General features: G+C 59.5%; 13 protein-coding genes. 6 read left to right on the forward strand and 7 right to left on the reverse strand.

Features of this window, described 5'->3' with window-relative positions; genetic code table 11:
* Positions 1-13: 13 nt before the first annotated feature.
* The 4 genes from U5914_RS03395 to mutS form a co-directional block, all read right to left on the reverse strand.
* On the reverse strand, positions 14-604 hold the full coding sequence (locus tag U5914_RS03395; protein ID WP_336134173.1) for a DJ-1/PfpI family protein: 591 nt from the start codon (positions 602-604) through the stop codon (positions 14-16).
* A 113-nt stretch (positions 605-717) separates the two neighbouring features.
* Positions 718-963, reverse strand: coding sequence for a helix-turn-helix domain-containing protein (locus tag U5914_RS03400; RefSeq protein WP_336134174.1), 246 nt, complete (start codon positions 961-963; stop codon positions 718-720).
* Positions 964-1,081: 118 nt separating this feature from the next.
* Positions 1,082-2,431, reverse strand: coding sequence for a DolP-mannose mannosyltransferase (locus tag U5914_RS03405; protein ID WP_336134175.1), 1,350 nt, complete (start codon positions 2,429-2,431; stop codon positions 1,082-1,084).
* Entirely contained in the window at positions 2,428-5,070 is a 2,643-nt protein-coding gene (mutS, locus tag U5914_RS03410) for a DNA mismatch repair protein MutS (protein WP_336134177.1), read from the reverse strand. The genes U5914_RS03405 and mutS overlap by 4 nt, the downstream gene beginning before the upstream one ends.
* 190 nt (positions 5,071-5,260) lie before the next feature.
* On the opposite strand from mutS, the gene U5914_RS03415 reads away from it, so the two are divergent.
* Positions 5,261-6,361: a sulfite exporter TauE/SafE family protein gene (locus tag U5914_RS03415; protein ID WP_336134179.1), complete on the forward strand. Its 1,101-nt coding sequence runs from the start codon at positions 5,261-5,263 to the stop codon at positions 6,359-6,361.
* 183 nt (positions 6,362-6,544) lie between these two features.
* On the opposite strand, the gene U5914_RS03420 is transcribed toward U5914_RS03415, so the two are convergent.
* Positions 6,545-7,120: a helix-turn-helix domain-containing protein gene (locus U5914_RS03420; protein ID WP_336134181.1), complete on the reverse strand. Its 576-nt coding sequence runs from the start codon at positions 7,118-7,120 to the stop codon at positions 6,545-6,547.
* A gap of 161 nt (positions 7,121-7,281) precedes the next feature.
* Here U5914_RS03420 and U5914_RS03425 point away from each other — a divergent pair, with 161 nt between their 5' ends.
* From U5914_RS03425 to U5914_RS03445, 5 genes are all read left to right on the forward strand, one after another.
* On the forward strand, positions 7,282-7,641 hold the full coding sequence (locus U5914_RS03425; protein WP_336134182.1) for a hypothetical protein: 360 nt from the start codon (positions 7,282-7,284) through the stop codon (positions 7,639-7,641).
* Complete coding sequence (locus U5914_RS03430) at positions 7,634-8,086, forward strand: hypothetical protein (RefSeq protein ID WP_336134183.1); 453 nt, start codon at positions 7,634-7,636, stop codon at positions 8,084-8,086. Before U5914_RS03425 ends, U5914_RS03430 begins: the two co-directional genes overlap by 8 nt.
* Positions 8,083-8,556: a hypothetical protein gene (locus tag U5914_RS03435; protein WP_336134184.1), complete on the forward strand. Its 474-nt coding sequence runs from the start codon at positions 8,083-8,085 to the stop codon at positions 8,554-8,556. Before U5914_RS03430 ends, U5914_RS03435 begins: the two co-directional genes overlap by 4 nt.
* On the forward strand, positions 8,556-9,680 hold the full coding sequence (locus tag U5914_RS03440; RefSeq protein WP_336134186.1) for a tyrosine-type recombinase/integrase: 1,125 nt from the start codon (positions 8,556-8,558) through the stop codon (positions 9,678-9,680). Before U5914_RS03435 ends, U5914_RS03440 begins: the two co-directional genes overlap by 1 nt.
* A 178-nt stretch (positions 9,681-9,858) precedes the next feature.
* A complete protein-coding gene (locus U5914_RS03445; RefSeq protein ID WP_336134188.1) occupies positions 9,859-10,107 on the forward strand; it encodes a hypothetical protein in 249 nt (82 codons plus the stop codon).
* Positions 10,108-10,304: 197 nt separating this feature from the next.
* Here the strand turns inward: U5914_RS03445 and U5914_RS03450 are convergent, their stop codons facing one another.
* Positions 10,305-10,940, reverse strand: coding sequence for a DsbA family oxidoreductase (locus U5914_RS03450; RefSeq protein WP_336134189.1), 636 nt, complete (start codon positions 10,938-10,940; stop codon positions 10,305-10,307).
* Between the two features lie 141 nt (positions 10,941-11,081).
* Positions 11,082-12,077 carry a hypothetical protein gene (locus U5914_RS03455; RefSeq protein ID WP_336134190.1) on the reverse strand — a complete coding sequence of 332 codons (996 nt, stop codon included), beginning with the start codon at positions 12,075-12,077 and terminating at the stop codon, positions 11,082-11,084.
* Positions 12,078-12,117: the final 40 nt, after the last annotated feature.

Here is a 12,117-nt window from a genome sequence, read left to right on the forward strand (position 1 = left end):
GTCGTCTCGGGTTTCAATCGTCGGCCGCGACCGGCTCGCCGTGGCTCACCTCGTCGCCGAGCAGGTCCATGAACGCCGCGAGCCACTCGGGGTGGTCGGGCCAGGCCTGCCCCGTCACGAGGTTTCCGTCACGGGTGACCTCGTCGACCCACGAGCAGCCAGCGGCCTCGCACTCGGCTCGGACGGCCGGATACGACGTCATCTCGTAGCCGTCGAGGACGTCGGCCGCCGCGAGAATCTGCGGGCCGTGACACAGCGTTGCGACGGGCTTGTCCGCCTCGAAGAAGTGCTGGACCGCCTCGATGACCTCGTCGTAGGTGCGGAGATACTCCGGCGCCCGGCCGCCGGGCACACACAGCGCGTCGTACTCTGTCGGGTCCACGTCGGCCATCGTCGCGTTCAACTCGAAGTCGTGGCCTCGCGACTCCATGTAGGTCTGGTCGCCCCGGAAGTCGTGGATGGCCGTCTTCACCGTCTCGCCCGCCTCCCTGTCGGGACAGACGGCATCGACGTCGTGGCCGACCATCTGTAACGCCTGAAACGGCACCATTATCTCGTAGTCCTCCCCGAAATCCCCGACGATCATCAGGATGTCTTTGGTCATTGGTATCACCCTACACTACTTGGGCTGGTGAGCACAAAAAGCCGAGCATTCGTCACTCGAACGGCAGGAACCGGGCGTTTCGCGTCGGGCGATTTCCCAGAAACCGGCGGCAGTCAGGGCGCGAGCAACCGCTCGGCCTCGCTCTCGGAGAGCCGTTCGAAGTGTCGCCGTCCCTGCGGCGTCAGTTTGTATACGCCGCCCGTCGCCGTCATCGTGATGTGGCCCCCGGATTCGAGGTCATAGCAGTGTCGGTCGACGGTGACTGGATGGCGGTCGAGCCGTTCGGCCAGTTCGACGGCGGGTGTGGCGCCGCGGTCCGCGAGCAGCGCCAGGATCTCCTTCTTGGGGTCGGTGGGCATGCATAGCCGTAGCGCATCTTCGGAGGTAATGCCTCTGCTGGCTACTGCTGGTGGATTTAAATACCACTCAGAGGCGCTATGTGGTTTTAGACGTCACTCTCTCGTGTTGCGGTTGGAGTCAGACCAGACCGCCCAGCAGCCACTCCCGCGGCGGCTCCTCGAAGGGCCACTGCCCGCACTCGGATTTCGTCAGGTCGCCGCCGGTCTGGGCCATGAACGCCCGCTGTTTCTTCCCGAATCGGTAGTGGCACATCTCGGGCTGTCGCTTCTCCCAGTAGATTGTCTCCATCGACGGCGCGCCCTCCGGAACCGGCGGCAGCGTCTCGTATTTCGGCCCGTCGAGTTCGGCCTGTGTCTCGGTGAGTTCGTCCTTGAGCGGCGTCACGGGGCCGGCGGCCCAGTAGCCGCCGGCGACGGCCAGCACCGCGACGACGGCGACGATTCGCCACCGGCGGTCCGGCGTCGGGGCGTGGGCGACGAGCACCCCGACGCCGACCGCGAGGAACAGAAAGAGCAGTATCAACTCGATGGCACCCTGCATCTCGAGGAATATCTGGCCGGCATAGCCGAGGCCGCCCAAAGCGACCCACCAGTAGCGTTCGCGGTCGCGGGCGAGGCCCCGAAACCAGCCGTAGGCGCCGACCGCGCCGAAGGCCACGCCAGCGATGCCGATTTCGACGACGACGGCGAGCAGGCGGCCGACGAGGGTGTACCCCTCGACGCCGTACACCGGCGCGATGACGGCCTCGACGAACAGGGGGACGGCGAGGCCGGCGGCGACGAACGGGGCGACGACGGCGGCGGCGGCGACGATGAGGCCGCCGGCGACCGTCCGGCCGGCCGTCCGCCACCCGCCGCGCTGGAGGCCCATGGCGACGACGAGCAAGGTGAGGCCGCCGCCCAACTGCCAGAAGCCGGCGCTGGCGGCCGCCGCGGCACCGCTTGCGGCCGGGCGGTCGTCGACGGCCAGCAGTAGCGCGGCGGCGCCGAAAGAGAAGGCGAAGTACTTCGGGCGGATGCCGGAGGCCGGGAAGGCGTAGACGGTCGGCACGACGAACATCGTCAGGCCGGCGACGACGGCGGCGAAGCCGTCGTCGGTGAGCCGGTGGACGAGAACGCCGACCAGTACGACGCCGGACCAGACGGCGCCGACGGCCGCGCTAACGCCGAGAACGTGCAGCACGGCCATGTTCCCGCCCGAGAGGACGGCCAGCACCGTCGTCACGGCGTAGATGAGCGGCGGCTTGAGGTCCCAGAAGTCGACGTAGGGCGTCGCACCCTGCGTGATGTACCAGCCGGCGTGCTGGAACAGCGCCGAGTCACGGTTCACCTCGAAGGGGTCGAGGGCGAACTGGACGACCGTCGCGACGACGAGGACGGCCGCCGCGGTAACGGCCAGCCACCGGAACCACTCGCGGTCGATTCGATCGTGGAGGTCCCGCAGCGCCGCGGTCGGTTCCCCGGTCATCGGTCCGTCAACCGCTCTTGCCATTCTTGGACGCGGGCCATCAACTCCACCGGCGGCACCTCGTTGACATCGGTCTCCCGGAGGTCATCCAGCACGTTCTCCGTTTCGGCGTCGAGCGGCTCGGGGCCGCCGTCTGCTTCGGTCGCGGCGGTTCGCTGGCTGGCCCCGTCGCGGAACTCGCCGCTGCTCACGTCGAAAACCGCCTGCACGGGCTCGCCCGACCCCGAGGAGCCGCCGCCCTTGGCCTCGATGGCGCGCTCGTTCCGCAGGCGGTCCAGCACGTCGCGTGCGCGGCCGACCACGGGGTCGGGAACCCCCGCAAGGTCAGCCACGTGGACGCCGTAGGAGCGGTCGGTCGGCCCCTCCTCGATGGTCCGCAGGAAGGTGACCTCCCCGTCCCGTTCTTCCGCTGCGACGTGGACGTTCTCGACACGCGGCAACTCGTCGGCCAGCGTCGTGAGTTCGTGGTAGTGGGTCGCAAAGAGGGTGAAGGCGCCGACCTCGTTGTGGAGGTACTCGGTGGCGGCCCACGCGATGGAGATGCCGTCGTAGGTGGCGGTGCCGCGGCCCACCTCGTCGAGGATGACGAGCGACTCCTCGGTCGCCGAATGGAGGATGTTCGAGAGTTCCTGCATCTCGACCATGAACGTCGACCGGCCCTGTGCGAGTTCGTCGAGCGCGCCGACGCGGGTGTAGACGCCGTCGACGAGGCCGACGCGGGCGCTGTCGGCGGGCACGAAGGAGCCGACCTGCGCGAGCAGGGAGATGAGGGCGGCCTGTCGCATGTAGGTCGACTTCCCCGACATATTCGGCCCCGTCACGAGCAGGAAGCGGCGCTCGCGGTCCAGATAGAGGTCGTTCGGAACGAACCGGGTCTCCGTTTCGACGACGGGATGCCGGCCCGCCTCGACGTTCAGCACCCCCTCGTCGGTCAACTCGGGCCGCGCCCAGTCCTGCTTGGCGGCGTGGGCCGCCAGCGAGCAGAAGGCGTCCAGTTCCGCGAGCGTGCGGCCGACCGCCTGCAGGAGGTCGGCCTCGGCTGCGACGGATTCCCGGAGGCGGCAGAAGGCCTCGTACTCGCGGTCCCCGCGTTCCTCTTCGAGGCGGAGGATTTCGCGTTCCTTCTCCCGTAACTCCTCGAAGACGTACCGTTCGGCGTTCTTGAGCGTCTTGATGCCCTCGTAGTGGTCGGGCACCTCGTCGGCCTCGCTCTTGCCGACCTGCACGTAGTAGCCGTCGGTCTTGTTGCGGCCGACGGTGACGTGTGAGAGGCCGTGCTGGCGCTTCTCGCGTTCTTCGAGCGTCTCGAAGAACTCGACGGCCCGCTCGTGGCGGGCGACCAGTTCGTCGAGGTCCTCGTCGTAGCCCCGCTTTATCAGGCCGCCCTCGTGGAGCGTCTTCGGCGGGTCATCGGCCAGCGCCTCCAATTCCTCCCGGAGGTCGGCGACAGCCTCGCGGTCGAGGTCCGCAAACAGGTCCGCGACCGGTGAGTCGGCCAGTCGGGGCGCGCCCTCGACGGATTCGGCGAGGTCGGGCACGAGCGCCAGCGTCTCGCGGGCCCGCAACAGCGCGTCGGCGTCGGCGCTGCCCGACACCGCGCGACTGGCGACCCGTTCGAGGTCGTAGGCCGCAGCGAGCGTCTCGCGGAGGCCTTCCCGCACGAGCGCATCGTCGGCCAGCGCCGCAACGGCGGCCTGCCGTCGCCGGAGTTCGCCTTCTCTGCGGAGCGGCCGGGTGAGCCATTCCTTCAGCAGGCGGCCGCCGGCGCTCGTTTCGGTGTGGTCGATGGTCTCGAACAGCGTCTTGCCGCCGCCGGTCATCGTCTCGGTCAGTTCGAGGTTACGCTGGGTCGTCGCGTCCAGCGAGACGTGGTCGTCGGGTGCGTAGGCCTGCAATCGCGTGACCGAGGCTAAGGCGCCGACGCCGGTTTCGTCGATGTAGTCGATGGCCGCACCGGCGGCCGCGACCGCCGCCTCGCTGTCGAGGCCGACGGTTTCGACGGCGTCGCCGAACTGCTCGACGAGGGTGTGGCGGGCACGTCCGAGGGCGAACGCTTCCGTGTCGTGAAGCGTCGTCCGGCCGTCGATGCGCTCGCGCAGGGTGGCGAGGAAGTCGTCGTCGGTCCGCACCTCGGGGCCGGGAACCACCTCGACCGGCGCGAAGCGGTACAGTTCGGTGAGCGCGCGACTCGCCGCATCCGGGCCCGAGACGGCCGTCGCACGGAAGGTACCGGTCGTGATGTCACAGAAGGCGAGGCCGTACTCGTCGCCGTCGCGGGCGACCGCCGCGAGGTACTTCGCGTCGGCGTCGTCCGTCTCGATGAGTGTCCCCGGCGTGACGACCCGGGTTACCTCTCGGACGATGTCGCCGTCCGCCTCGCGCTGGTCGGCCACCGCGATGCGGTAGCCGCGCTCGGCGAGCGCCTTTAAATAGGGTGTGAGGTCGTCGACGGGAACGCCCGCCATCTCGTAGTTCTCGCCGCCGGAGGAGCGTTCGGAGACCTTCAGATCGAGTTCCTCGCCGACGAGGCGGGCGTCCTCGCCGAAGAACTCGTAGAAATCGCCCATCTGCATCGCCAACAGGTCCGCCTCGCTGTCGGCCTTCAACTCGAAGAACTCCCCGACGATACCCGAAGCCATGTCGCTATCGCCGGCCGCAGTGGGGTAAAACGCTACGGTCGGCGGGGCGGGCCGCCGGGGTGGGCTCCGACGAGTGTCCGGTGCTGATTCTTTCCTTATTGATAGGGAAAGATATGTGTGAAATCGACGCACGGAAGCGGTTCGAGAACGCCGCCTTTTTATACACAAACCCACACGCTTCGCCAATCCCGTGACGAACACGTTGTCGCTGGACTCCCTGACCAAGACGTTTCTGAAGTATCAGCACGTGCTGGTGTTCCTCGCGCCTGCGCTGTTCGTGGCGCTCGTGGTCACTGCGGCACCGACCCAATCCGCAGAGCCCGGACTCGACTACTGGCTCGAGTACTGGTGGCTCTTCCCGTTCTTCCTGCTGGGGGCGACCATCGTCAACACCGTCGGCATCAGCGGCGCGGCGCTGTTCGTTCCCTTCCTCATCTTCATCTTCCCGCTGTTTGCCTTTCCGGTGGCATCCGAGACCATCGTGAAAATCAGCCTCATCAGCGAGTCGTTCGGCCTCTCGAGTTCGACGCTGGCGTTCATCTCCTATGGGTTGGTCGACCGCCGACTCGCGGTGGCGCTGGTCGGCGGGGCACTGCCCTTTGTCGTCGGCGGGGCGCTGCTGTCCTTCTTCATCCCCGAAGTGATCTTCCAGTTCCTGCTGGCGCTCCTGCTGTTGCTGTCGGCATACACGCTGGTGGTGACCGACGTCGGCCACGAGGAACCCGGTGGCGACGACCACGACGCCGCACCGACCGCGGCGGCCGACGGCGGCCCGTCGGGTCCCCTCCCGGACGACGACGCGAAACTCGGGCCGGCGGGCGTCGCCACCGACGGCAGCGGCGACGTCACGCGCGTCGACCGCGACGGCAACGACTACCGCTACGACCGCGGCGGCTACCTCGAACGCTTCGGCGTCTACGGCTTCGGCGGCGTCTTTCAGGGGCTGGCCGGCTTCGGCATCGCCGAAATCGGCATCGTCTCGATGCTCCGGTCGGCCATCCCCGTCCGCATCGCCATCGGCACCAACCACGTCGTCGTCGCCACGACGGCCATCATCGCCTCGCTGACCCACGTCTTCGGCGGCGGCATCGTCGGCGGCCACGAAATCGACCTCGCGTCGACGCCGTGGAACATGGTCGTCTTCACCGTGCCCGCGACGGTCATCGGCGGCCAACTCGCCCCCTACGTCGCCGCCGCTCTCGACACCGGGACGCTCAAGCGATTCATCGCCGCCGTCTTCGGCGTCATCGCCACCGCGCTGTTCGTGCTGGTCGGACAGGGTCTGCTGTAACACGCCGGTGATGTACGGGCCCGCCACACCGGGGACGCCCTTTTAAACGGGCCTCCCCGATTACGGGTATGAGCGAACCCCAACAGAGTCCGACCGTACAGATATACGCCGACTACGTCTGTCCCTTCTGCTATTGAGGATGAGATGTACTAGTGGTTTGAGGGGATGCTGTTAAAAATGGGGCTATGTGTCGCCACCCTCTTCCTCCGCTAACCGGGCAAAGAACTCCTCAGAACCGTATTTCTCGTAAACATCCTGTATGCCGAGCGCCGTTTCCCCCCGCTTGGACAGAATATATTCCCTCTCGTCTTGCTCGACCAGCCCAAATTTGAGTAGCCGGTTGAGCGCCTGCTGGATTGCCTCTTGATCGAATAGGTCATCATCCACGTCGAGACCGGTAGAACCCTTCTCAACTTGGGTTAGTAGCCCCCATTCCAGTTCCGAAAATGGCCCTTGGTACTCACCTCCTTCTACTCCATGGATTTCCACGAGTCGCGTCTCCCCTGGAATGTACTCCTGACCCTGTTCCGTGAGACGGTAGTAACCCCCCTCGTAATCGACCTTCTCCAGTAAGCCGAGTTCTGCTAGCTTCTGCATGCGGCGAGCAATCGTATCTGAGCTCTTCTGGACTCGATTACGCTGTTCAACGAGATTGTACCAGACGACGTTTGGAGGCAATACTAGCGATTCGCGTGCAGACTCCTCCTGAAATAGCTCAAGAATCGCATCGTCAACGTCATCCAGTTTCCCAGAGGCCATCTGTTCGGTACCTTTGGCTACCTGATTTCCTCGACAACATATTTCTCCCGACTTCCGATTCAGATGTTGAGGCATCGGTTATCAGTTGATTGAGGGGGTAGTATATAAACTTGCGCCATATGGAGAAAGTATATAAGTAAACGTCGAGAAGATTTTGATACATGGAACCAGCCGCAATCGTTGCTAGCGACATTAGACATATTGACGAGGCAATCGTTCTCGTCGAGAATGCAGTATCAAAAAGGTACAGCGTCAAAGGAACAGAATCTCGTCTGTCAGCTTTCGATGGCGTCTATATCGGTAAAGAGGACATGAGCTACCAATGGTCACTTAATTTCGGATACCGAGGTGAACCGGAGATCGTCCTCATACCGACGGGTGACCAGACAACCACTTACCACTACTACCTTGACCAAGCGGTTGAGTTTTTCCAGCGAGACGACGTCCTGCCGGTGGTCATCCAAGAGAATGGGAACGTAATTCGTGGCGAACAGATGGATGGCGAGGAAAATAATGAGTGACTCCGTAGTCGCTACCTCTTATCCCAAAACTCAGGAGTACGAGAAGTGGGCCGACCATGCGGACGAGCTCGGGATGACGATTAGTGAGTACATCCAGTCGATGGTTCGCGCTGGCCGCAAGGAATTCACTATCGACGTTGATCCAGACGAGACAAACCAAGAACTCCGCGAATCACGGAATTACTACCGCCAAAAGCTGGAGGAGAAACGGCGAGAGAACCAGAAGCTTGAGAATCAGCTCCACGGTGGGGAGGCCGAAGCGATTGAGTCGTTCGTTGAAGCGAACCCCGGGGTGACCTACCAAGAAATAGTAGAGCACGTTAACAATACTGCCTCGGAACGGGTTAGTTCCCACCTGGATTCGATGTCAGGAAATGACGTGTCGAAAGATGGTGACGAGTACTACCCAATCAAGAATCAGGAGGGGAAGGAGGAAGAGCCGTGAGTGGTCTCTCAACGCGCCCCCACAAACGTATGGGTGTATACAAAAATATCCACCAAGTTCCAGATCATCATCGACTCGAAGAACACGAAACAGCCTACGTCGACAAAGATGTCTGGGAAGACTATCTTGACTGGTATCTCGTCCCACCGCGGAACTCAGAAAGCAAGCGAGAACAAGCCAATCGTTCGTTCCGACTCTGGAATTCTTTCATGCAAGAGCGTGGACGGCATTACGCGCTCGCCGACCCTTCTGATGTTGAGGTCTGGTCACAGCGTCTTCTTGACGAGTACGCACCTGGATATGCGTACACGAACTGGGCACAGATCGAACGGTTCTACTCTTGGCTTCAGACAAATCCGGATTACATCCATGTGTATCAACCATTCTGGATGGCTGCAGCGAATCGTACCGAAGCGGCAGACGAACTTTGGAATATCAAGGTGACTCGCCACTGGGAGGGTATGGACTGATGACTTCTGACACCCCCGAAATAGACGAAACACGTCAACTGGCGGCTGACCAGTTCGGGAAAGACCTCGACCCGCTCGAAAAATACGAGTCTGACTTTCGTCAACTGGAAAAAGACGGCTTTGACGCTTTCGAGATCATGCATTCGAAGGTTTTTGACAAACAGGACTTGAAGGAGCGAACTCTCGAAAGTTATGGGACGGTATTCAAGCAGTGGAAGGAATATATGGATTCCGTAGGGCGGCATCCAGCTTGTCCAAGCGGTAGGCACGTCCGTTCCTTTGCTGATTACCTTCAGACGAAAGATCATCGCCCAAACAGCCCCAAGACCGTTAAAGACAAACTTATACTTCTAAATAGGACTTTCCAGTATTGGCAGAGTGACCCTGCACTTCCTCACGAAGATGATTTCAACCCGTTCGACTTGGTGCTCCAAGAAGGCGGATTCGAGTCGAGCGAAAAGAAAGACCCCTACAACATACCTCGGAGTGAATTAGGGGAAATCGTCCGAGGAGTAAAGCACGTCCGCGATCGAGGAATCATCGCATCGAATCTTAAACTGGGGATGCGGGCAACGGAAGTCTGCAATATCGAGTTGTCACATATCTCGTTACAGAATGAGGTATTGCGTGATCACTATCCTGAACTCGGCTCTGATCCCCAGCTCAAGGGCCATGAAAACGCGATCCTCATCCCCCACGATATTGAAGGGAACAAATCGCAACGCCCCCGTATATTGCCTCTTGACGAAGAAATGCGCCAAGTCCTCACCCAGTGGCTTCTCGTCCGGCCAGATAACGGTGAACCCTATCTTTTCCTCTCTCACTCGGGGCACTCCCAGATGGAACGGGGAGTCATCAATCGAGTCTGGAAAAAATGGTTCCCCGAGGAGTATCTGGAGGAGACTGAGAATCGCCAATCCGTAACCAGCCATTATGGCCGTCATCGGTTCACGACCTACTGGGAGCACCAAGGCCTGTCACGTGAATTCCTGAAATACATGCGTGGGGACACGACTTCCAAAGATTCAATCGACGATAGCGAGGCAGTCAATGACTACATCCACACCTACTACGAGGATATTGAGGAAACATACCGGAAGCAGATCTTCAAACTCGGGCTTTGATAGGCAACGGGGGCCTGCTAGTCGTATGATTTACCGGGCGAGTGCCCGTCGCTGTATCGAACCAGCTGAAGTTCCAGATACAGTAGGATCGGAACCTATTGGGACTGCCTTGCTGAACGGATAGAAGAAAATGAAGAACTATAGGAATAAAACATAGGGGGAGGATTAATTTGAAAGCATGAGTGATGAGTACCAGGACGCTTTAGAGAATGCATTCGGTGAACCACAACGGGCAGCACGCGCAGCTGCGATGTTCCATGAGATGCGACAGAGCAATGGTCTTGAGTATCTGAACGATTGGTCTCCGGGAGAATTAGCGAACAAACTGAAAAGTTTCGCTGATGGAGGCAGTATCAAAACAGGGTGGAACAGATGGGCGGCTATTCAAGGAGGATCGGGCGTTGATACATCCGAATATAAGTTCTGATTAGCGGACAGCATCTATCTGAGTCGGGGTAATACTTCGAAGCGATAACTACGCCCGATATACCCCTCTTGATGGACGAACTGGTTCGTGAGTCCCCTGCACCCAGGGGTGGTACGGTGAAAGATAAACGGCTAATCTTTCAACAGAGCCTTTCGATAGTATATGATCCGTTGTCATTACTCACCGATAGACGGGAGTCAGGCGCCTTCAACGAGCCGTTTCAGCTGTTCTGGTGGGACAGCTCCTCGGGCAGCATAGCCTTCATACGCGAATGTCGGAACTCCGGTGATTTCCTGCTGATGGGCCTCTCGGAACTTCTCGTGAATTTCACTACGGAGTTTTTCATCGTTAAGCGCCGACCGTATTTCATCAGCCTCGATTCCAGCCTCTACGGCGAGTTCCGTTAGAACATCTGCCTCACCAATATCCCAACCCTCCTGCCAGAGAGCATCAAAAATGGCGATATCGAACTCCAGCCACGTTTCGTAAGGATAGTGCTGCTTTACGTAATACGAGGCAATCTGAGCATCGAGTGAGTCGATATCCTTCGTGAGATCGAGAGTCATGTCGACGTCGTACTTTTCCTGTAGTCGGCGGACGTTCTCTTTTGCTTGCTCGTAGTACTCCTCGTCCTTTCCGTCGTCAACAGATGTGTCGATCTCCCCATCCGGGCCCCGTTTCTGTGCTCGAAGATCGAACGGGTGCCATTCGATTTTCAGTTCTTCTTCACGAGACTCTTGATACTGGCTTAGTGACTCTCTACCAAGGTAACAAAACGGGCACACATAGTCCGAAAAAACGGTGATCGTGCTTTCCGACTGTTGCTGACTCATATAACGATATTGGCGCGGGAAATACAAAACAGGATGGTTCTAATGCAACAACGGTACACAAGGGAGAGCGAGAACCGTCTCTGGTGAATGGGGCTTGATTGGAAGAACCACATCCCAGTCTATCGATTGATAATCTGTTAGTTAGTCAAATAGCGAACCGATATCGGGGGTGAATACAGCCTCTAACTCTTCCTCCAGCAATTGTTTCGCTTCGCTAATAGCGCGGAGATAGACTGTCTCTGGATGTTGGATGTCAATTCCAGCATCATAATCAAAGACATCCGAGATTGGTGGAGTAGTTTTGAACTCAAGGAAAGACCCTGATTTGACGATGCCATCGATTCCGTAGATTTCCTCGTCATCTTCCCACTCAGCGGTCACAACGCATCGAATCTGTGCATCGATTGGAGAAAAGCGACCGGATGTTTGAGCGAAGTAATCTTCAAAACCCCAACCTATGGACTTAACCGACGACATTTCGCCCGTCTCTCTAAACCAGACCTGAGGGATGCCGTCCTCTCTAAGCTGAACCCATATTGGTGTGTATTTGGATTTGCCAAATCGTGAGATACAGCCGTTAAGGTAGGGTGTTGTCTCCTCCGGATATTCGTTTGATGATTCTGAAACGTCATCGACATCAATTCCCCACTCAGACAGTTGCGATAGCGATTCATCTGATAGCTCAACACCTGTGTTAGAGGTGTTCGAACCTGCCGTGTGGTGATCTCGATCGATTGGTTCGACGAGTGTTGTGAGTTCCGCAAGCTGATTGGCACCTGTTCCTGAGTATGACTTGATGAACGATCGAAGCGTATCTAGGTCAGCGTCTGATAGAGTGGCTTGGGCATTTGATTCTTGGAAACTTTCTCTCAACTCATCCTTCGAGAGGTCGTTGATCCCTGAGCTTGGACTATCTGTTTCGAGAAGGCCTGCTTGGTACATTCGCCATGTGAGCTCTCCAGGTATGCTGTCACCTTCTGTCTGTTCGAGTCGTCCAGCTTCGTAGTTTAGCTGGTCAAATAGACGGTTGGCTGCCGGTGTTGTCTGGAGATTGAAATACCCACTACTTGGCGAGAGTCCCCGAAGAAAATACCCTGTTTTCTCGTTAGAGGGGGCGTATCTGTAGAGATTTGCCACAGATGGTCTTACATCGGTTCCCGTATCTTATTTTCGGACT

Source organism: Natronomonas amylolytica, from assembly GCF_037031205.1.
GTDB lineage: Archaea > Halobacteriota > Halobacteria > Halobacteriales > Haloarculaceae > Natronomonas > Natronomonas amylolytica.

Excerpts from the sequence above, each read along its gene's own strand:
- U5914_RS03440 (WP_336134186.1), top strand. The coding sequence starts at position 8,556 with ATGACTTCTGACACCCCCGAAATAGACGAAACACGTCAACTGGCGGCT.
- U5914_RS03445 (WP_336134188.1), top strand. The coding sequence starts at position 9,859 with ATGAGTGATGAGTACCAGGACGCTTTAGAGAATGCATTCGGTGAACCA.
- mutS (WP_336134177.1), bottom strand. The coding sequence starts at position 5,070 with ATGGCTTCGGGTATCGTCGGGGAGTTCTTCGAGTTGAAGGCCGACAGC.
- U5914_RS03450 (WP_336134189.1), bottom strand. The coding sequence starts at position 10,940 with ATGAGTCAGCAACAGTCGGAAAGCACGATCACCGTTTTTTCGGACTAT.
- U5914_RS03420 (WP_336134181.1), bottom strand. The coding sequence starts at position 7,120 with ATGGCCTCTGGGAAACTGGATGACGTTGACGATGCGATTCTTGAGCTA.
- U5914_RS03425 (WP_336134182.1), top strand. The coding sequence starts at position 7,282 with ATGGAACCAGCCGCAATCGTTGCTAGCGACATTAGACATATTGACGAG.
- U5914_RS03400 (WP_336134174.1), bottom strand. The coding sequence starts at position 963 with ATGCCCACCGACCCCAAGAAGGAGATCCTGGCGCTGCTCGCGGACCGC.
- U5914_RS03430 (WP_336134183.1), top strand. The coding sequence starts at position 7,634 with ATGAGTGACTCCGTAGTCGCTACCTCTTATCCCAAAACTCAGGAGTAC.
- U5914_RS03405 (WP_336134175.1), bottom strand. The coding sequence starts at position 2,431 with ATGACCGGGGAACCGACCGCGGCGCTGCGGGACCTCCACGATCGAATC.
- U5914_RS03395 (WP_336134173.1), bottom strand. The coding sequence starts at position 604 with ATGACCAAAGACATCCTGATGATCGTCGGGGATTTCGGGGAGGACTAC.